At 65.8% G+C, this 17,952-nt stretch carries 16 protein-coding genes; 4 read left to right on the top strand and 12 right to left on the bottom strand.

The features are described 5' to 3' along the window. Positions 1 to 3: 3 nt before the first annotated feature. Genes ureC through AC1DX2_RS11875 form a run of 4 tightly spaced genes read right to left on the bottom strand, consistent with a single transcriptional unit; the run spans position 4 to position 3,074 of the window. Positions 4 to 1,722 (bottom strand): urease subunit alpha, encoded by a 1,719-nt coding sequence (gene ureC / locus AC1DX2_RS11890; RefSeq protein ID WP_477196550.1) that lies wholly within the window; start codon positions 1,720 to 1,722, stop codon positions 4 to 6. After that, positions 1,722 to 2,069 (bottom strand): urease subunit beta, encoded by a 348-nt coding sequence (locus AC1DX2_RS11885; protein WP_477196549.1) that lies wholly within the window; start codon positions 2,067 to 2,069, stop codon positions 1,722 to 1,724. Before AC1DX2_RS11885 ends, ureC begins: the two co-directional genes overlap by 1 nt. Before the next feature lie 37 nt (positions 2,070 to 2,106). Continuing rightward, positions 2,107 to 2,712, bottom strand: a complete 606-nt coding sequence (locus tag AC1DX2_RS11880) for a HupE/UreJ family protein (protein ID WP_477196548.1) — start codon at positions 2,710 to 2,712, stop codon at positions 2,107 to 2,109. Positions 2,713 to 2,771: 59 nt separating this feature from the next. After that, positions 2,772 to 3,074 (bottom strand): urease subunit gamma, encoded by a 303-nt coding sequence (locus AC1DX2_RS11875; RefSeq protein ID WP_477196547.1) that lies wholly within the window; start codon positions 3,072 to 3,074, stop codon positions 2,772 to 2,774. A 139-nt stretch (positions 3,075 to 3,213) separates the two neighbouring features. On the opposite strand from AC1DX2_RS11875, the gene AC1DX2_RS11870 reads away from it, so the two are divergent. Then, the gene (locus tag AC1DX2_RS11870) at positions 3,214 to 4,323 is read left to right on the top strand and encodes an adenylate/guanylate cyclase domain-containing protein (RefSeq protein WP_477196546.1); all 1,110 of its coding nucleotides are present in this window, start codon (positions 3,214 to 3,216) and stop codon (positions 4,321 to 4,323) included. Between the two features lie 191 nt (positions 4,324 to 4,514). Next, entirely contained in the window at positions 4,515 to 5,120 is a 606-nt protein-coding gene (locus tag AC1DX2_RS11865) for a PEP-CTERM sorting domain-containing protein (RefSeq protein ID WP_477196545.1), read from the top strand. Positions 5,121 to 5,168: 48 nt separating this feature from the next. Here AC1DX2_RS11865 and AC1DX2_RS11860 read toward each other — a convergent pair whose 3' ends face one another. The 6 genes from AC1DX2_RS11860 to puuE form a co-directional block, all read right to left on the bottom strand. Then, complete coding sequence (locus AC1DX2_RS11860) at positions 5,169 to 7,979, bottom strand: ATP-binding protein (protein ID WP_477196544.1); 2,811 nt, start codon at positions 7,977 to 7,979, stop codon at positions 5,169 to 5,171. Between the two features lie 80 nt (positions 7,980 to 8,059). Continuing rightward, positions 8,060 to 9,727: a response regulator gene (locus tag AC1DX2_RS11855; RefSeq protein ID WP_477196543.1), complete on the bottom strand. Its 1,668-nt coding sequence runs from the start codon at positions 9,725 to 9,727 to the stop codon at positions 8,060 to 8,062. 62 nt (positions 9,728 to 9,789) lie between these two features. After that, the gene (locus AC1DX2_RS11850) at positions 9,790 to 10,629 is read right to left on the bottom strand and encodes an urease accessory protein UreD (protein WP_477196542.1); all 840 of its coding nucleotides are present in this window, start codon (positions 10,627 to 10,629) and stop codon (positions 9,790 to 9,792) included. Between the two features lie 47 nt (positions 10,630 to 10,676). Then, the gene (locus AC1DX2_RS11845) at positions 10,677 to 11,903 is read right to left on the bottom strand and encodes a M20 family metallopeptidase (protein WP_477196541.1); all 1,227 of its coding nucleotides are present in this window, start codon (positions 11,901 to 11,903) and stop codon (positions 10,677 to 10,679) included. A gap of 4 nt (positions 11,904 to 11,907) precedes the next feature. Beyond that, positions 11,908 to 13,689, bottom strand: a complete 1,782-nt coding sequence (gene uraD / locus AC1DX2_RS11840) for a 2-oxo-4-hydroxy-4-carboxy-5-ureidoimidazoline decarboxylase (RefSeq protein WP_477196540.1) — start codon at positions 13,687 to 13,689, stop codon at positions 11,908 to 11,910. A gap of 2 nt (positions 13,690 to 13,691) precedes the next feature. After that, on the bottom strand, positions 13,692 to 14,630 hold the full coding sequence (gene puuE / locus AC1DX2_RS11835) for an allantoinase PuuE (RefSeq protein WP_477196539.1): 939 nt from the start codon (positions 14,628 to 14,630) through the stop codon (positions 13,692 to 13,694). A 113-nt stretch (positions 14,631 to 14,743) separates the two neighbouring features. Between puuE and uraH the strand changes: the two genes are divergently transcribed. After that, positions 14,744 to 15,097: a hydroxyisourate hydrolase gene (gene uraH / locus AC1DX2_RS11830; RefSeq protein ID WP_477196538.1), complete on the top strand. Its 354-nt coding sequence runs from the start codon at positions 14,744 to 14,746 to the stop codon at positions 15,095 to 15,097. A 13-nt stretch (positions 15,098 to 15,110) separates the two neighbouring features. Here uraH and AC1DX2_RS11825 read toward each other — a convergent pair whose 3' ends face one another. After that, positions 15,111 to 16,250, bottom strand: a complete 1,140-nt coding sequence (locus AC1DX2_RS11825) for an AIR synthase-related protein (protein ID WP_477196537.1) — start codon at positions 16,248 to 16,250, stop codon at positions 15,111 to 15,113. Between the two features lie 43 nt (positions 16,251 to 16,293). Continuing rightward, a complete protein-coding gene (locus AC1DX2_RS11820; RefSeq protein WP_477196675.1) occupies positions 16,294 to 16,818 on the bottom strand; it encodes a hypothetical protein in 525 nt (174 codons plus the stop codon). Between the two features lie 342 nt (positions 16,819 to 17,160). Here AC1DX2_RS11820 and xdhC point away from each other — a divergent pair, with 342 nt between their 5' ends. Continuing rightward, on the top strand, positions 17,161 to 17,922 hold the full coding sequence (xdhC, locus tag AC1DX2_RS11815) for a xanthine dehydrogenase accessory protein XdhC (protein ID WP_477196674.1): 762 nt from the start codon (positions 17,161 to 17,163) through the stop codon (positions 17,920 to 17,922). Positions 17,923 to 17,952: the final 30 nt, after the last annotated feature.

Raw genomic sequence — 17,952 nt, 5'->3', positions numbered from 1 at the left:
TCCTCAAAACAGAAAGTAGCGCTGCGCCATCGGCAGCACCGTTGCCGGCTCGCAAGTCAGCAATTGGCCGTCGGCGCGCACGGCGTAGGTCTGCGCGTCGATCTCCATTTTCGGCAGGTAGTCGTTGTGCACCATCTGCCGCTTGGTGACGCCACGTATGTTTTTCACCGCGCTCAGCGTCTTGGCCAGGCCAAAGCGCTCCTGGATGCCGGCGGCCAACCCGGCTTGCGACACGAAGGTCAGCGACCCCCGGGCAATGGCGCCGCCAAAGGCGCCGAACATAGGCCGGTAGTGCACCGGCTGTGGCGTGGGGATGGACGCATTGGGGTCGCCCATGGCCGCCATGGCGATGCTGCCGCCTTTCAGTATCAGCGCAGGTTTGACGCCGAAGAAGGCCGGCTTCCAGACCACGATGTCGGCCCACTTGCCCACTTCCAGCGAGCCCACCTCGTGCGAGATGCCGTGCGCGATGGCCGGGTTGATGGTGTATTTGGCGATGTAGCGCCTGGCGCGCGCGTTGTCGTTGCGCTCGTTGTCGCCGGGCAGCTTGCCGCGCTGCAGCTTCATCTTGTGCGCGGTCTGCCAGCAACGGATGATGACCTCGCCCACCCGGCCCATGGCCTGTGAGTCGGAGCTGAACATGCTGATGGCGCCCAAGTCGTGCAGGATGTCCTCGGCGGCGATGGTCTCCTTGCGGATGCGGCTTTCGGCAAAGGCCAGGTCCTCGGGGATGGAGGGGTCCAGGTGGTGGCACACCATCAGCATGTCCACATGCTCATCCAGCGTGTTCACCGTGTAGGGCATGGTGGGGTTGGTGGAGCTGGGCAGGAAGTTGGCCTCGCCCACCACGCGCAGGATGTCCGGCGCGTGGCCGCCGCCGGCCCCTTCGGTGTGGAAGGCGCACAGGCCGCGGCCCTTGGTGGCGGCGATGGTGTTTTCCACAAAGCCGGACTCGTTCAGCGTGTCGGAGTGGATGGCCACCTGCGTGTCGGTGGCATCGGCCACGTCCAGGCAGTTGCTGATGGCGGCTGGTGTGGTGCCCCAGTCCTCATGCAGCTTCAGGCCCATGGCACCGGCGTTGATCTGCTCGTGCAGCGCATCAGGCAGGGCAGCGTTGCCCTTGCCCAGGAAGCCCAGGTTCATGGGGAAGGCGTCAGCCGCCTGCAGCATGCGCTCCATGTGCCAGGCGCCGGGTGTGCAGGTGGTGGCCAGCGTGCCGGTGGCAGGGCCTGTGCCGCCGCCCAGCATGGTGGTGACGCCCGAGGCCAGCGCCTCTTCGATCTGCTGTGGGCAGATGAAGTGGATGTGCGAATCAATGCCGCCGGCGGTGACGATGTTGCCCTCGCAGCTGATGACCTCGGTGCCCGGGCCAATGACGATGTCCACGCCGGGCTGCGTGTCTGGGTTGCCGGCCTTGCCGATGGCCACGATGCGGCCGGCCTTCAAACCAATGTCGGCCTTGACGATGCCCCAGTGGTCCAATATCAGCGCGTTGGTCATCACCGTGTCCACTGCGCCTTGAAAGCGGGTGCGCTGGCTTTGCGCCATGCCGTCGCGAATGGTCTTGCCGCCGCCGAATTTCACCTCTTCGCCGTAGCCACCGGCGCGCAAGGTGTAGTCAGCCTCCACCTCGATCAGCAGCTCGGTGTCGGCCAGGCGTATGCGGTCGCCCACGGTGGGGCCGAACATTTCGGCGTAGGCGCGCCGTCCAATGTGGGCCATCAGGCTTCTCCTTGCGCGGCGGCTGTGGGTGAGGCGGTGCCGTTCAGCGGCCCCATGGTCAGGCCGCGAAAGCCGTAGACGGCACGCGCACCGGCGTAGTCGCACAGCTCCACCGTGCGCTGCTGGCCGGGCTCGAAGCGCACCGCCGTGCCGGAGGCGATGTTCAGCCGCATGCCTTGCGCTGCGGCGCGGTCAAAGCCCAAAGCGCCATTGGTTTCGGCAAAGTGGTAGTGCGAGCCCACCTGGATGGGCCGGTCGGCGGTATTGCGCACCACCAGGGTGACGGTGCGCCGGCCCGGGTTCAGCGGGTGGTCGGCACCGTCGGTGATCAGTTCGCCGGGGATCATGGGCGGGTTCCTTGTGCGGTGGCTTCTTGTACTTTTTTCAGAACATCTGCGCCAGCAGCGTGCCGCCCAGCAGCGCCACGGCCGCGCCGGCTGCGCGCGGCCACCCCACGCTGCGCCGGCGCATCAGCAGGCCCAGGCCCAGGCCCAGCGCATGCAACGCGCCGGTGGCCAGCAGCATGCCGGCCAGCGCCGGCACCGGGTTGCCGCCGATGGCGAATTCACCACCATGGGCCAGGCCGTGGAACAGCGCGAAGCCGCCCGCCAGCAGCGCGCCGGCCGCAGCCGGCAACTGCTGGCGCGTGGCCACCAGCAAGCCCAGCACAAGCAGCGAGGCGGCAATGGCCGGCTCCACGCCCGGCAGATTCACGCCGGCCAGCGCCGCCAAGGCGCCCAACAGCAGCATGGCCATGAAGGCCAGCGGCGCCAGCCACATCGCCCGGCCGCGCGCCGCCAGCGCGCTCCACAGGCCCACGGCCAGCATGGCGGCCAGGTGGTCTGGCCCGGTCAGCGGGTGCAGCAGGCCATCCAGGAAGCTGAAGCCGTGGTGGCTGCCGGCGTCTGCGCCGGGGTGGGCCAAGGCAGCCGTGCTGGCTGCCAGCACCAGGGCGGCGACGATCAGGGGGGTGGGGCGGATGGGCTTCATGGCGTAGCTTGGCTCCTGGGGTTTGTTATGGATGGGGGGTGATGCGCGTCTGGCCGCATTCACGCAATGGGCTGGTGGACGGTGACCAATTTGGTGCCATCGGGGAAGCTGGCCTCGACCTGGATGTCGGGCAGCATCTCGGGCACACCGTCCATCACGTCGGCACGGGTCAGCACCGTGCGGCCCTCGCTCATCAACTGGGCCACGGTCTTGCCGTCGCGCGCGCCCTCCATCACGGCGGCGCTGATCAGGGCCACCGACTCGGGGTAATTCAGCTTCAGCCCGCGGGCGCGGCGGCGCTCGGCCAGCAGCGCGGCGGTGAAGATCAGCAGCTTGTCTTTTTCGCGGGGGGTGAGTTCCATGGTGGGCGGGGTGTGGCTGTGCCGCCCATTGTGATGCAACTTGCGTGCCCGCTCAATGCGGGGTTGCCGTTGTGCCACTGCCATCCAGGGGTGCGATACTCTCGGCTCCAGCCAATTCTGGTGCCGGGGATAACGGGCAATGAACGACGAGAAAATCCAGGAGCTTGAAAAAATCGCGGTGTTCTCGCAGGTGCCGCACGCGCTGCTGGACCAGATCGCCCGCGACCTGGACGAGATCCAGGTGCCACCCGAGCACCTGCTGATACGCCAGGGCGACCAGCCCGATGCGCTGTACATCCTGAAGAGCGGCAAGCTTCGCGTGCACCTGGGCGACCTGGTGATACGCGAAATGGCCGCACCCACCATCATTGGTGAATTCGCGCTGCTGCTGGGCGAGCCGCGCACCGCCTCCATCACCACCATGGAGGCCTGCAGCCTGTACAAGCTGCCGGCCCAGGTGTTCAAGGACAAGCTGCTGGGCAACCTGGAAATCACGCTGGGCATCCTTAAATCGCTGGCCGGCCGGCTGATCCGGGAAGGCGAGAAAAACCAGCTGCTGATGCAGAACATCCTGCCCTACGAGATTGCCGAAGAGTTGCGCAACAAGGGCGAGGTGCAGGTGAAGACCTACAAGAAGGTCTCGGTGCTGTTCACCGACTTCAAAGGCTTCACCGCGCTGACCGAGACCATGACGCCCGAGCAGCTGATCCAGGAGCTGAACGACTGCTTCACCAACTTCGATGAGATCGTGGCCGGCTTCCGGCTGGAAAAGATCAAGACCATTGGCGACGCCTACATGTGCGCCGGCGGCATCCCGCACGCCAACAGCAGCAACCCGGTGGACGCCGTGCTGGCCGGGTTGGCCATGCAGCGCTTCATCCAGCGCCGGCTGAAGGAAAAGCAGATCACCGGCTCGCAATACTGGAACTGCCGCTTGGGGATCAGCACCGGCGAGGTGATCGCCGGCATCATCGGCAAGCACAAGTTCGCCTATGACATCTGGAGTGACACGGTGAACATCGCCAGCCGCATGGAGAGCAGCGGCGAACCGGGCCGGGTGAACATTTCGGCATCCACCTACGCCGAGGTGAAGGACTTCTTTGCCTGCACATATCGCGGCAAGGTGGAAGCCAAGGGCAAGGGCGAGATCGAGATGTATTTCGTCGACGGCATCAAGCCGGAACTGTCCAGGGACGGACTGGGCATAGAGCCCAATGAGGACTTTGCGGAGCGGCTGCTGAGCCTGTAGGCTGTCCTGCTGCAATCTGTGGGACTGTGTGTCGGTATTCCTTACATATCGGCAGGGGTGTCTGGAAAGTCAGACCGATTGGTCAGGATTTTTCCAATTTAAATCAGTAACTTACATTGTCCGGACGCGTATGGCATCACTTTTGCTTATAGTTGCGCGGACTTACAAATTTGTCAGCTGAAAGGAAAATCATGAACAACCGCATTGTGAAATCTGTGTTGGGCGCGATGGTAGTCATCGCGGGGTTGCTGGGTGCCGTTGGTTCAGCACAAGCCGGGATTGTCACGGGTGATTTTGATCCGCCTTTCACGGCGCCTCTGTCTCCCAACCAGTGGAACGGCAAAGCTACTTTCTTGATTCCCAATAACACGTGCTTCAGTCTTGCTGCGGGCCCTCACGCGGGCGGCGCGTGCGCAGGGACGGTACTTGGGGCGACCGTTTACTTTTACGACGGTTCCAACGTCCTTCAGGAGACCCTGAGCTTCAGTTGGACCTCGGATGCGATCACCTCGGTACTAATTTCGGGTTTAGCTGCGCCTAACGAGGTTGCGGGGGTGACTACGGGATTCAGTGATGTGCAAAGTAGCTCATACTTTTATTACTGGGACTTCCGGCTCGAGTTTGATTCGTCTCTTGGCGCTGTTCTGGAGGGGACGAATACTGTTTGCGAGTTTAGTTGCACCCAGCTCTTTTATGCAGATAAAACAGCTTACGAAACGCCGGAACCCGACTCCATGTTGTTAATGCTGGCTGCATTGGCGGGCGTGTTTGGTGTAAGCCGTCGTCGTCGCGCTTAAGAATCACATCGCGAAAGCGGTAAGGCTGCCTACCAGGCAGCCTTTTTTTTAGACGACGCTTTTGTCACGATATGAGGCCAACGCGTTCTTGATGGCATCGGTTACTTCCCAGGATTCTCCATCCTGCCAAGCGGCGTCAAAGACCTCATTGGTGAGTTCGCCGCGGAGCTTCAACACTTGTTTTTGCCAATGCTCCTCACTCTTTACCGGACGCTTCAGGTTGAAGCGTTGACGCAAGGTGGTCACGGACGCGGCCAGGCGGACCGCTGAATGGTTTTCGTGTGAGGCCAGCGCAAGCTCCACGTAATCGTCAAGGCAACTTAGCATTTGTTCTCGCATCTCAAAGGCGTTGAATGCGCTCAATGCATCGGCGAACCGTTCGCTTGCCAGATCAAGGCGGTTTTCCAGCACGTCGATCCTTCCCAGCCACAACAAGGCGGTCGCCGCGCCACGTCGATCATTGGCATCCAGGCAGATCTTCAAGGCTTTCTGCAAATGTTGCCGGGAGGACGCAACCTGGGTCAGCCCAAAATCCAGCTCACCTAGGGCCAACTCACAATCGCTTTCGGTTTCCGGGTGCTTGATGGCGCGTGCCACCGCCAGTGATTGCTCTACATGGACGCGCGCCTGCTCCAGATCTCCCACGTGCAGGTCGATCTGTCCCAGGTGAAGCAAAACAGTAGCTTCGCCGATGCGGTGGTTGCAGCCGCGGAACATTTGCAGGCTTTCTTCGTCGTCAGTGCGGGCCCGTTCGACATCACCCAGGCAAAAGCGAGCCATGGCCAAAGTGGACAAGGTCATGGCGATCTCTGCTGCGTTGCCGCCATGTTTCCTCAGTGCCAGGCATTTCTCCAGCAGATCTCTTGCTTCCGCGTAGTCGCCCTGAATTTGCGCCAAGGCTGCACCGACATACAAGGCATGTGCATGGCCCGCTTCGTGAGCCAGCACTTCCGGCAATTCCAGTGATGCGCGAATCGCGTTGCGGCCTTCCGTGGCGTAGCCGCGCAATATCCAGAACCCCTGCATGGCCACGGCGAACTTCACGCTGATGACGGGGTCCACCTGACCGCTGCGGGCCAGTTCCATCGCAGTGCGTAGGTTGTCGTTTTCGTGCTCCATGCGTGCCAACCAATGGCCTTGCTTGGCGCCTCGCAATCCCTTGTTGACCTCTTTGGCAAGTGTCAGAAAATGATCGCAATGCGCTGCCGCCACCGCATCGAGCTCACCACTGCCTTCCAACTTTTCTCTCGCATAGTCGCGAATCGTCTCCAGCATCTTGTAGCGCGTCTCGTCGCCACTCTCATCCATCATCACCAGCGACTTTTCCACCAGGAATGTCATCAGGTCCAGCACGTCCATGGGATCCAGCGGATCGGTGCCGCAAATGGCCTCGGCCGCTTCCATGTCCCAGCCGCCCTTGAACACCGCCAGCCGGTTCAACAGCGTCTTTTCGTTGTCCGGCAGCATGTCGTAAGACCAGTCCACCAGTGCGCGCAGCGTCTGCTGGCGCTCCTGGTGCACACGGGCACCACCGGTCAGCAGCTTGTAGCGGTCGCTCAGCCGCTTGTTGATGTCGGCAATGGACAGCGCGCGCACGCGCGCTGCGGCCAGCTCCAGCGCTAATGGGATGCCTTCCAGCCGGGCCACCAGTGTGGCCACGTCGGCTGCGTTGTCTTCGTCCAGCTCGAACGAAGGCTTGTGCGCCTGGGCACGCTCCACGAACAGCGCGACGGCGGTGGACTGTTTCAGCGTGGCCAGGCTGTCGCCCGGGCTGGGCACCGGCAGCGGCAGGATGGGGTAGGCCCGTTCGCCGGGGATGCGCAAGGCCTCGCGGCTGCTGGCGGCCATGCGCACATGGGGCGCGGCCTTGGCCACCGCGTGGGTCATGTCCGCCGCGGGCTTGATCAGGTGCTCGCAGTTGTCGAAGATCAGCAGCGCGTGCTTGTCCTTCAGGTGGGCGCACACGGTCTGTATCAACGGCCGGTCTGGCTCCTCGCGCACGCCCAGCACCTGGGCCACTTCGCTCAAGGCCAGGGCGGGGTCGCTGATGGGTGACAGGTCCAGGAACCAGACGCCATCGGGGAACTTGTGGATCAGCTCCGTCGCCGCCTGCAGAGACAGGCGCGTCTTGCCCAGCCCTCCCATGCCCAGCAGCGTGACCAGCCGCGCGCTGCCCAGCAGGGTCTTGACGTCGTCGATCTCCTTCTCGCGGCCGACAAAGGATGTGGCCTGGTGCGGCAGGTTGTTGGGGATGTCCTTCACCGGCATCCACCAGTCGCCCTTGCGGATCACGCGGAACACCTTTTCGCTGTCCGGCGGCGCCGTCATGCGCCGGCCTTCCTCGCCGACCTCGAACAGCTCCAGCGGGTCGGACACGCCCTTCATCATCCAGTGCCCGTGCGACTCCAGCTTCAACTCGGTCTTGCCCAAGCCCTGGCGCGCCTCTTCGGTGATCAGCGTCTGCCCACCCTGGGCCAGCGACATCACCCGCGCTGCCGTGGGCTTGACCAGACCATCCACCTCCAGCGGCTTGGCGCCACGCGCCACGTCGTCGGCGCTGTTCTCGCGCAGGATGACCGCGCCCAGGTGCAGGCCCGCGCGCGCCTTCAGCGGCACCGGCAGGTTTTCCAGGGCCTGGTGGTAGGCCAAAGCGTAGTGGATGGCGTCGCTGGACTCGTCAAACAGCAGCAGCATGCCGTCGGTCTTGTCGATCTCGCGGCCGCGCCAGGTCGGCAGCAGGTCACGTGCCACGCGGTCGTGGTTGGCCCACACCTCGGCCATGGCGTCATCGCCCAGGCGCTCGGACAGCTTGGTGCTGTCCACCACATCGGTCAACAGCAGCGCTCGAAGTTCACTCATGAAATTTTGTCAAGACCCGTATCCGGGGCGTCCCTGGCGCGCCCTTATGTCACCCTATGGCCAAATGGTACCGGAAAGTATCAGCCCGGCGTGGCAGTCGGCTTTGTGGCCTTGGGTTTGACGCCGGTGCGCAACGTCAGTCCACCGGCCTGGCGCTTGGTGTCCGCCATGCCGGGGCGGCTGGCGTGGCCGCTGTACTGGTTGCGCAGCGCCTGCACCTTGGCGATCAGATCGGCCGCATCGCTGATCTTGGCGGTGTAACGCTGCAGCACCAGGAAAGCGGTTTCCAGCATCTTGGTGTTCAGCGTGGCCTTGCCGTGCTGCAGCAGGTCCATGGCGGCGGCGCGCGGGTCGCCGGCCAGGCTGAGTGCCACGGCGGCCTCGGTCAGCTTCAGCACCTGGGCGTTGCCGTTGCGCACGCGTTCGGCATACGGGGGGTGGATGGCGCAGGCGCCCGCCAGCAACTCGGCCAGCGGGCGGCTGGTGCAAAAGCGCAGGGCCAGCGTGTCCACGCTGGCCTCCACGTCGTCGAGCTGGATGGCGTGCTGGGCCAGTTGCGCCAGCAGGGCCAGCAGGTTGCTGGCCGATTCAAAATCGAAATCGGGCTGGGAGATGGCCCGCGTCTGCTGGCGCACCGCCTCCACCGCCTTGGCGAACTGGGCACTTTGTATCAGCGACAGCGTCTCCACGATGCCGGCCAGCCGCTGCAGGCGCGTGCTGTCGGGGTTGCGTTCCAGCAGGCGCACGAAGTCCTCGCGGCAGCGCTGCAAGCCCTTGCGGTCGCCGTTCTCCAGTCGGGCAAAGGCCAGCAGCACCAGCGACTGGCAGTCAAACAGCTTGGAGCCCAGGCCCAGCGTGGTGGCGCGTTCCAGCACTTTCTCGGCCTGTTGGCGGTCACCGGCATAGAAGCTGATCATGCCCAGGTTCTGCAGGCGGCTGACGGAGGCGGGCGTCAGTTCGGCGGCCATCTTGTAGGTGGCCAGCGCCTGGTCGAAGCGACCCAGTTCGAACTGGGCCCGGCCCAGCACGTCGTAGGCGTCGGCAAAGCTGGGGTCCTCGCTGATCAGGTTTTCCAGCAGGCCGACGGCAGACACCGCCTGGCCGGAGTCCAGTTGCGCGCGCGCAATGCCCAGCCGGGCCCAGGGCAGCGTCTTGGCGGCCACCACGGCCTCGTACATGGCCTGCGCCTGCTCGAATTCGCCCAGCCGCAGCAGCAGCTCGGCGCCCACGCGCGCGGCGTACAGCCAGAAGCGGCCACGCGACGCGAAGCGCTGTTGGCACAGGCCGGCGGCGGTCTCAAATTCTTCCGCCTCGATGGCGGCGAAGATGTCCTGCAGGGATATCTTGCGTGCGCGTGCCTGGCGCAGCCGCTCGCCCAGGTTGCTGGCGGTGTGGGGCTTGAGCAGGTAGCCGTCCAGCGCGGACTCGGCCGCCTCCGCCACCTTGGCATAGGTGGCTTCGGCGGTGATCATGATGAAGATGGTGGAAAACGGCAGCAACTGGTTGCGCCGCAGGTCGTCCAGCAGGTCCTGGCCGGTGCTGCGTTCATGCTCGAAGTGGTGTTCGCACAGCACGACGTCAAACTTGCGGTTTTCCAGGTGGCGCCGGGCGTCGAACAGGCGCGAGCACTGCACCACGCTGCTGACGCCGAAGTCACGCAGTTGCGACACCAGGATGGAGCGGGTGATGGGGTTGCCGTCCACCACCAGCGCCATGCTGGCGAACAAGTCTTCTTCCTTGTCGATCATGAAAGTTTGGGCGAGGCTGGCAAATCAAAAATGGTAGCACCAAGCGCCCGCAAAATCGCCACTTACAGCGCCCAGATGCGCGGCGGCGTGCCGGCAATGGCCCACAACTCGGTGCGCCACGCGGCCCAGACCTGGCGCAGCAACTGCATGGCCGGCTCCACCACCGGGCTGAGCGCGCGCAACACCAGCACCTGGTCATTGGGGCTGGTGGCCGCCGTGGTGACCTCGGCCCCTGTGCCGCCATGGTCGTTGATGCACTGGCGTGCCAGTTCCAGAGCCTGGGCGCGCCGCGCCCGGGTCAGTGGGCTGCCGCTGGCAAAAAACAGCGTGGCCATGCAGCGGTGGCCGGCCAGGCCGCAGGCGCCGTCCATCAGCCGCTTGTCGGTGGCGTCCAGCAGGCCGCGCTCCAGCCAACGGCCTTGCAGCGCGATGTGCTGGGTGAAGCGGCCGCGGGTGAAAGGCTGGTTGGCGTGGGGCAGGCCCAGCGCGGTGATGTCCCAGCCCAGCAGCTCGGCGCCGGGCGCCAGGTCCATCAGCAACTGGTTTTCTGCCAGGCAGCCGTTGTAGAGGAGGGTCTCCATGGGCAGCCATTCCAGGCGCGCGCCGTGCTCCAGTTTGATGGCGGTGTGCTGGCGAGCGGGGAGCCCGTCAGACAGGTAGAAGCGCGCCGCGCCTGGCGTGCTGATCAACCCATGTGAGCCCTGTGCGCCGGTGACGCGTATGTCCAGCGTGTCGCCACCCACCAGGCCGCTGGGCGGGTGCACCAGCACGTTGTGGCAGATCGCAGGGCCCTGCGGGTACAGGCTGCGCAGGATGCGCAGCGGCCCGTCGTGCGCGAAATGCGCCACAGTACGGCCGTCTTGCTGGGTGTAGTCCAGCGCCAGCTTGGCGTGCCACACCATGGTTCAGAGGCCCTTCACGCAGATGAAGCCGGGTTGGACAGCGCGCATCAGCCCAGCAGGTCGCGCAGCGTGCGGGCGATCACTTGGGTGGCGCGGCGCAGGTCTTCCAGCACCAGCCGTTCGTCGTTGCGCTTGGCATGTGATTCCAGCACCGTGCGTGGGCCGGCGCCGTAGATCACACCGGGAATGCCGGCGGCGGCATACAGGCGCACGTCGGTGTACAGCGGCGTGCCCATGGCGGGGATGGGCTCGCCGAAAACGGCCTGGCCATGCTTCTGGATCGCATCCACCAAAGGCCGGTTGCCCGGCAACGGCCGCATGGACTGGGCCAGCAGCAACCGGCGTATCTCCACCGTGATGCCTGGGCATTGCGCGGCAGCGTCTGCAATCACCTGGCGCACGCTGGCCTCCACGGCCACCGGGTCTTCTTCGGGGATCATGCGGCGGTCCAGCTTGAACACCACCTTGCCGGGCACCACGTTGGTGTTGGTGCCGCCGTCGATGCGCCCCACATTCAGGTAGGGGTGCTTGATGCCCGCCACCTGGGAGGTGACGGACTGGTACAGCGTGTTTTGCGCGTACAGCGCGCTGAGGATTTTGGTCGTGGCCTGCAGCGCGTCCACGCCGGTGTGCGGGATGGCCGCGTGCGCCATCTTGCCGTGCACCGTCACCTCCATCTGCAGGCAGCCGTTGTGGGCGGTGACCACCTCGTAGCTGAAGCCGGCGGCGATCATCAGATCGGGCTTGGTCAGCCCCTGGCGCAGCAGCCAACCGGGGCCCAGCTCGCCGCCGAACTCCTCGTCGTAGGTGAAGTGCAGCTCGACGCCGCCCTTCAGCGGCGCGTTCAGCGACTCCAGCGCGCGCAAGGCAAAGGTGAAGGTGGCGAAGTCGGATTTGCTGACCGCCGATGCGCGGCCGTACAGGCAACCGCCTTCGATCTCGCCGCCATACGGGTCATGCTGCCAGCCTTCGCCGGGCGGCACCACGTCGCCATGCGCGTTCAACGCCACCGTGGGGCCGCCGTCGCCGTACTTTCGGCGCGCGATCAGGTTGGTGATGGACTGCATGCCGTAGGCGGCCACCTCGGCGGCCGGCACCGGATGCTTCTCCGCCGCAATGCCCATCTCTGCCAGCAGTTCGGCGGTGCGCTCGGCATGCGGCGCGTTGTTGCCCGGTGGCGTATCTGTGGGCACGCGCACCAGCGCTTGCAGGAAGCGCACCTGCTCGTCGAAGTGGGCGTCTATCCACGCATCCAGTTTGTCGTAGTCGCTCATGAGGTCAGGGTTGTTGTTCTTGGGACAGCTGGTTCAGCAGCGCCGTGAAGGTGTCTACCGCCAGTTGCATGTCGTCGCTGGTGGTGGACTCCAGCGGGTTGTGGCTGATGCCGGAATTCAAGCCGCGCACGAACAGCATGGCCTGCGGCATCACGTTGTGCAGCTTCATGGCGTCGTGCCCGGCGCCGCTGGGCATGCGGTGCAAGGGCACGCCCACAGAGGCCACGGCGGTCTCCCAGCGCTGCTGCCAGGCGGGCGCGCTGGGGGCGGCGCTGGCGCGCAGGGTTTCCTGCAGCGTGTGGCGCACACAGCGTTTGTCGCAGATGGCCCTCAGTTCGGCCAGTACATCCTCTGCCAACGCGTCGCGCTGCGCGTCGTTGGGCGCGCGCAGGTCCAGGCTGAAGCGTGCTCGCCCAGGCACCACGTTGATGGAGCCGTTGGGCACCTGCAGCATGCCCATGGTGCCCACCGAGTCGCCGTCGTGGGCGGCGCGGCGCTCCACATACAGCGCCAGCTCGGCGGCGGCCAGCGCGGCGTCGTGCCGCTGGCCCATGGGCGTGGTGCCGGCGTGACTGGCGGTGCCTATGAACTCACCTGCATAGCGCAGGCTGCCGTTGATGGAGGTGACGATGCCCAGCGGGATATCCAACGCGTTCAGCACCGGCCCTTGCTCGATGTGCACCTCCACAAAGCCGAGGTAGCGCGCCGGGTCGCGCTTCAACGAAGCCAACGTCGTCAAGTCGAAGCCGGCATCGCGCATGGCGTCGCGCAGCGTGATGCCTTCGGCGTCCTGCTGGTCCAGCCAGTCCTGCTTGAACTCGCCTGTCAGCGCGCTGGAACCCAGGAAGGTGACCGGGTAGCGCTGGCCCTCTTCTTCCGAGAAGCCCACCACCTCGATGGCGAATGGCAGGCGCTTGCCGGCCCGGTGCAGCGCCTGCACGGAAGCGATCGGCACATAGATGCCCAGGCGGCCGTCGTACTTGCCGGCGTTGCGCACGGTATCAAAATGGCTGCCGGTCAGCAGCGCCTTGGCATCTGGCGTCGCGCCGTGGTAGCGGCCCACCACGTTGCCTACGGCGTCCACGGCCACGTCGTCAAAGCCGCAGTCCTTCATGGTTTGGGCAATGTCGGCGGCACACGCGCGGTGCGCGGCCGTCAGGTAGGTGACGGTGAGCTGGCCTTGCTCGGCAAAGCCAGGGTCGCTGTGGCGGGCCAGGTCTTCCTGCCAGTCCCACACCTGGTTGCCGGCCTCGGGCACATGGCCGAATTTCTCATTCAGCCGGATTTCAGCGATGCGGTGGATGTTGCGCAGGCACTCGGCGAACTCGAACGCCTCGGGGTTGTGCAGGCGGCGCTCAAACGTGGCGGTGATCTCGCCCTTGGCCAGGCCCGTGCCGCGCGGCCCGCGCACCGCCAGGATGAAGGGGAAGCCGAACTTGGCGTTGTAGTCGGCATTCAGCGCGTGCAGTTTGGCGAACTCTTCCGGCGTGCAGCGCGTGAGGCCAGCTTTGCTTTGCTCCAGCGTGGACTCGGCGGTCAGCGTGTTGTCCACCATCGCCTTGCCGGCCAATTCGGGGTGGGCGCGTATCAGCGCCAGCTTCGCGTCGCGGCTGCCGGCGGCCAGCGCCTGCACGCAGGCGTGCTTGAAGGCGGCCAGCGACACGAAGGGGCGCTGGGCCAGCGCCTGCTCGACGATCCACGGCGAATGCTCGTACAGGCCGTCCAGCGCCTGCGCGGCCTCGTTGGGCGGCGCGGTGTTCAGGAAATCCAGCGTCAATGCGGCCATGTTCATTCCTGGAATGGGTGTGTCTGGCGCCAGTGCCGGGCGATGTCCAGCCGCTTGCAGACCCACACGCGGTCGTGCTGGGCGATGTGGTCCAGGAAGCGCTGCAGCGCGGTGATGCGCCCGGGCCGGCCCAGCAGGCGGCAGTGCATGCCCACGCTCATCATCTTGGGCGCCTCGTCACCCTCTGCATAGAGCGCATCAAACGTGTCTTTCAGGTACTGGAAGAACGGGTCTGCATGCGAATAGCCCTGCGGCAGCGCAAAGCGCATGTCGTTGCAGTCCAGCGTGTAGGGCACGATCAGCTGCGGCACCACCTGGCCATCGGTGCGCTGCACCTTCATCCAGAACGGCAGGTCGTCGCCGTAGTAGTCGCTGTCGTACTCGAAGCCGCCGTAGTCGGCCACTAGGCGGCGCGTGTTGGGGCTGTCGCGGCCGGTGTACCAGCCCAGGGGGCGCTGGCCGGTCATCTGCTCGATGATCAGCATGCCGATGCGCATGTGCTCGCGCTCGGTGCTTTCGTCCAGGCCCTGGTAGTGGATCCAACGCCAGCCGTGGCAGGCGATCTCGTGGCCCAGCTCCACAAAGGCGGCCGTCACCTCCGGACAGCGCTGCAGGGCCATGCTGACGCCGAACACCGTCAGCGGCAGTTGGCGCTTTTCGAACTCGCGCAGGATGCGCCACACGCCGGCGCGCGCGCCGTACTCGTAAATGCCCTCCATGCTGATGTGGCGGGCCGGGTAGCTGGCGGGGTTGAACATTTCGGACAGGAACTGCTCCGAGCCGGCGTCGCCATGCAGCACGCTGTTCTCGCCGCCTTCTTCAAAGTTCAGCACGAACTGCACCGCCACCCGGGCCTTGCCCGGCCATTGGGCATGCGGCGGGTGCTTGCCATGGCCTTTCAGGTCGCGCGGATAGGGTGCTGTGCTGTCGTAGCTGCTCATGGGAGGATGATACCGGCGTGGCGGCGGTGGTGGGTTCGCTAAACTGGGCACGAGCAACAGTCATGCCACCCGGCACAGATGCAGCTTGTCAACAGCAGGAAGGATGGATCGCCATGGGCTTGAGCACACACGTACTGGACACCATGCACGGCACACCGGCGGCGGGCATGGCCGTGGCCTTGTACACCACGGTGGGCGAGCAGGCCACGCTGGTGAAGCAGTTCGTGCTGAATGCCGACGGCCGCAACCCCGATGGCCCGTTGTACGACAACGCCAGCCTGAAGGTGGGCACCTACCGGCTGGTGTTCGATGTGGCCGCGTATTTCGCCGGCTGCGGTGTCAGCCTGCCGGAGCCGAATTTCCTGAACCGCGTCAGCATCGATTTCGGCGTCGCTCACACCGACCAGCACTACCATGTGCCGCTGGTGGTCAGCCCGTGGAGCTATTCGACCTATCGGGGTTCGTGAGGCCGCAACGGGTTCAACGCAGCTGCAGCTCTTCGGCGCCGTAGCGCAGGTTCAGCGGTTCGATGACGACCTGCTTCGGGCCGTCTTCCACCCGCCCGGCCACCAGCGCCGGTATGCCCAGGCCCTGGGCAATTTGTACCGTGCGCTCGGCATCCTCGGCCTTTAGATAGAGCGCAAAGCCGGCACCCATGTTCAGCGTGCCGTAGGCCTCGGCATCGTCCAGCTGGCATTCGCGCTGCATGAAGGCCAGCACGGCGGGCACTTCGGGCAGCGCGGTGATGCGGTAGGTCAGCGCCTTGGGGTGGCGCAACAGCTTGCGCCAGCCGTGGCCGGTGACGTTGGCGCAGTAGTGCGGGTGAATGCCGGCCTGGGCCAGCGCCTCGGTCACCGGTGAATACAGCGTGGTGGGGGCCAGCAGCGCTTCGCCGTAGGTCTGGCCCTTGGGGTCATTCGGCAATGGCGTCAGGTAGCCTTGCGGCAGCCGCTCGGCCAGCTTGCGCGCCAGCGACAGGCCGTTGGCATGGATGCCGCTGGAAGCCAGCAGCACGATGGCGTCGCCCGCCGCCAGTTTGTCGCCCACCGACAGGCGGCTCTTGGGGCTGATGATGCCGGTGCACGAGGCCGCCAGATCCACCCGGCCGTCGGCCACGATGCCGGCCAGCGCCGGCGTTTCGCCACCGCCCCAGGCCACCTGGCAGATGTCGCAAGCCTTCTTCCAGCCGGCCACCAGGGCCTGGGCCCGCTGGGCGTCGCCAAACCAGTCGGAGCCGCCGGCGGCCCAGTAGGCCTGCACCACCAGCGGCGTGGCGCCGACGGTGATGAGGTCGTTCACCGCCATGGCGATGGTGTCCTGGGCAATGCCGTCGTAATAGCTGTTGCCGGTCAGCTTGGCCATGTCGTCGGCCACCAGCGTCTTGGTACCCAGGCATTCGACAATGCTGGCCAGGTACATGGGGCCTACGTCCACCACATAGGCCGACTCGCCGCGCGAGGCGGCCACTTCGGCAAAGCCGTGGCTGGCCAGGTGGGCGCCGGTCTGCGCGGCGGCACGCTGCGCGGCCACTTTCAGCGGGTCGATCAGGTCGTAGTTGACGCCAGCCTGGTCGTAGGTCAGCGGGGTGGCGGTGTTCTGAGAGGCGGACGGCTGGGACATCTCGCCATTATCGGCGAGTGCGCATGGCGCCCCGCCTTCTGGCTTAGAGTTGCCCCTCGGTCAGCGTGTCCAGCTGGAACTTGCCGCTCTTGTGCCACAGCCAGGTGTCCGTGTAGGTGACCTTGCCCATGCGTATGGGCACCGGGTAGGGCGCGGCCTGGCGCACCATCTGCTCGATCTCGGCGACCACTTGCGGTGCATGGCTGGGTGCGCGCATCCAACTGGTGCCGGTGACCTGGCCTTGGGCATTCACGTCCACCTGCAGCACGCCAATGGCATACAGCATGGGCGGCAGCTTGCCGCGGAAGATCCGGCCGTCATAGCGCTGGTACAGGTGGCTGGCCGCGTCCAGCCGGTAGGCGCGCGGCGTGGCAGCGGTGGACAGGCTGGGCGCCGGCTTTGTGGCCGGCGCGGGCGTGGGCGCGGGGGATGGCACGACGGTTGGGTTGGCGGTTGGGGCAGGGGCGGGCGCCGGCGGCGCCTTGGGGTTGATGGTACACGCCGACAGGGCGGCCAGCAGGCCAGCGCGCAGGCCCAGGCGCCAGCCCAGGTGCAACGGCTGGCGCAGGCGCGCTGAAGCGGGTGGGCGCAGACCCGCCTGGTGTCCTTCTGGATGGCTCAAGTGTCTCCTCCGGGTCCGGGCTGCCGGGTGGCAAGCACAGGCTCAGGTTGTTGTTGCCCGCACAATGTGCAAGCAGTGTAAAACTGGGGGTTGAAAAAAGAAATGCTTGTGCGGCCTTGGCTGCCAGCCCATGCGGGCTGGGGGCAGTCCGCATGAGCCGGCGCCGCGGCTCTGCAGGGGCGATTCTGGTGGCTTGCGGCGCTGCTGTCTGCGAGCATTGGTGAGAAAAGGTATCCGCGTGTGAGATTGGAAGCGTTTTTGTTGCAGCGCCTGACGCGCGAATCGGCCATGCTGGTCAGCGTGGTGCAGGTGGGCGGCTCCGCGCCGCGTGAGGTGGGTGCCTGGATGGCCGTGCTCGCAGATGGCGAGGTGCTGGGCACGGTGGGCGGCGGCCAGGTGGAGTTTGCCGCCATCGGGGAGGCGCGGCGGCGGCTGGCAGGCCACGCAGGCGAACCGGTGCTGCGCTATGCACTGGGGCCCAGCCTGGGCCAGTGCTGCGGTGGTGAGATGTTCCTGCGTTACGAGCGGGTTGATGCGGCGGACCTGCCGGCGCTGCGTCAGCGACTGCTGCGCCCGTTGCAGCCGGTGGCCTTGTTCGGCGGCGGTCACGTGGGCAAGGCCTTGGTCAACGTGCTGGGCAACCTGCCCATGCAGGTGCTGTGGGTGGACAGCCGCGACGAGATCTTTCCGCAGCAGGTGCCTCCGCATGTGCTGTGCGAGCATTCCGACCCGGTGCAGGCGGCCGTGCCTGGGCTGGTGCCGGGTTCGCAGGTGCTGGTGATGAGCTTCAGCCACGCCGAGGACCTGGACGTGGTGGCCGCCTGCCTGCTGCGCCAGCGCCTGCACGGCGACCTGCCCTTCATCGGCCTGATTGGCAGCAAGACCAAGTGGGCCACCTTCAAGAGCCGGTTGCGCGCGCGCGGCTTCAGCGAGCCCGAACTGGCGCAGGTGACCTGCCCGATAGGCCTGCCCGGCATAGCCGGCAAACAGCCGGAGGTGATTGCCGTGGCGGTGGCGGCGCAGTTGTTGAGCTTGCCGCTGGCGAAATAAACCTCCGCCGGGCCGCTCCACGCAGTGGGC

Source organism: Hylemonella sp. P2_B10 (assembly GCF_056404875.1).
The sequence above is the reverse complement of the archived record's forward strand: the minus strand, read 5'-3'. Positions and strand labels throughout refer to the sequence as shown.

What these genes read in the sequence shown, in the direction of transcription:
- ureC (WP_477196550.1), bottom strand. Translation starts at nt 1,722, where the DNA reads ATGGCCCACATTGGACGGCGCGCCTACGCCGAAATGTTCGGCCCCACC.
- AC1DX2_RS11885 (WP_477196549.1), bottom strand. Translation starts at nt 2,069, where the DNA reads ATGATCCCCGGCGAACTGATCACCGACGGTGCCGACCACCCGCTGAAC.
- AC1DX2_RS11880 (WP_477196548.1), bottom strand. Translation starts at nt 2,712, where the DNA reads ATGAAGCCCATCCGCCCCACCCCCCTGATCGTCGCCGCCCTGGTGCTG.
- AC1DX2_RS11875 (WP_477196547.1), bottom strand. Translation starts at nt 3,074, where the DNA reads ATGGAACTCACCCCCCGCGAAAAAGACAAGCTGCTGATCTTCACCGCC.
- AC1DX2_RS11870 (WP_477196546.1), top strand. Translation starts at nt 3,214, where the DNA reads ATGAACGACGAGAAAATCCAGGAGCTTGAAAAAATCGCGGTGTTCTCG.
- AC1DX2_RS11865 (WP_477196545.1), top strand. Translation starts at nt 4,515, where the DNA reads ATGAACAACCGCATTGTGAAATCTGTGTTGGGCGCGATGGTAGTCATC.
- AC1DX2_RS11860 (WP_477196544.1), bottom strand. Translation starts at nt 7,979, where the DNA reads ATGAGTGAACTTCGAGCGCTGCTGTTGACCGATGTGGTGGACAGCACC.
- AC1DX2_RS11855 (WP_477196543.1), bottom strand. Translation starts at nt 9,727, where the DNA reads ATGATCGACAAGGAAGAAGACTTGTTCGCCAGCATGGCGCTGGTGGTG.
- AC1DX2_RS11850 (WP_477196542.1), bottom strand. Translation starts at nt 10,629, where the DNA reads ATGGTGTGGCACGCCAAGCTGGCGCTGGACTACACCCAGCAAGACGGC.
- AC1DX2_RS11845 (WP_477196541.1), bottom strand. Translation starts at nt 11,903, where the DNA reads ATGAGCGACTACGACAAACTGGATGCGTGGATAGACGCCCACTTCGAC.
- uraD (WP_477196540.1), bottom strand. Translation starts at nt 13,689, where the DNA reads ATGGCCGCATTGACGCTGGATTTCCTGAACACCGCGCCGCCCAACGAG.
- puuE (WP_477196539.1), bottom strand. Translation starts at nt 14,630, where the DNA reads ATGAGCAGCTACGACAGCACAGCACCCTATCCGCGCGACCTGAAAGGC.
- uraH (WP_477196538.1), top strand. Translation starts at nt 14,744, where the DNA reads ATGGGCTTGAGCACACACGTACTGGACACCATGCACGGCACACCGGCG.
- AC1DX2_RS11825 (WP_477196537.1), bottom strand. Translation starts at nt 16,250, where the DNA reads ATGTCCCAGCCGTCCGCCTCTCAGAACACCGCCACCCCGCTGACCTAC.
- xdhC (WP_477196674.1), top strand. Translation starts at nt 17,161, where the DNA reads ATGCTGGTCAGCGTGGTGCAGGTGGGCGGCTCCGCGCCGCGTGAGGTG.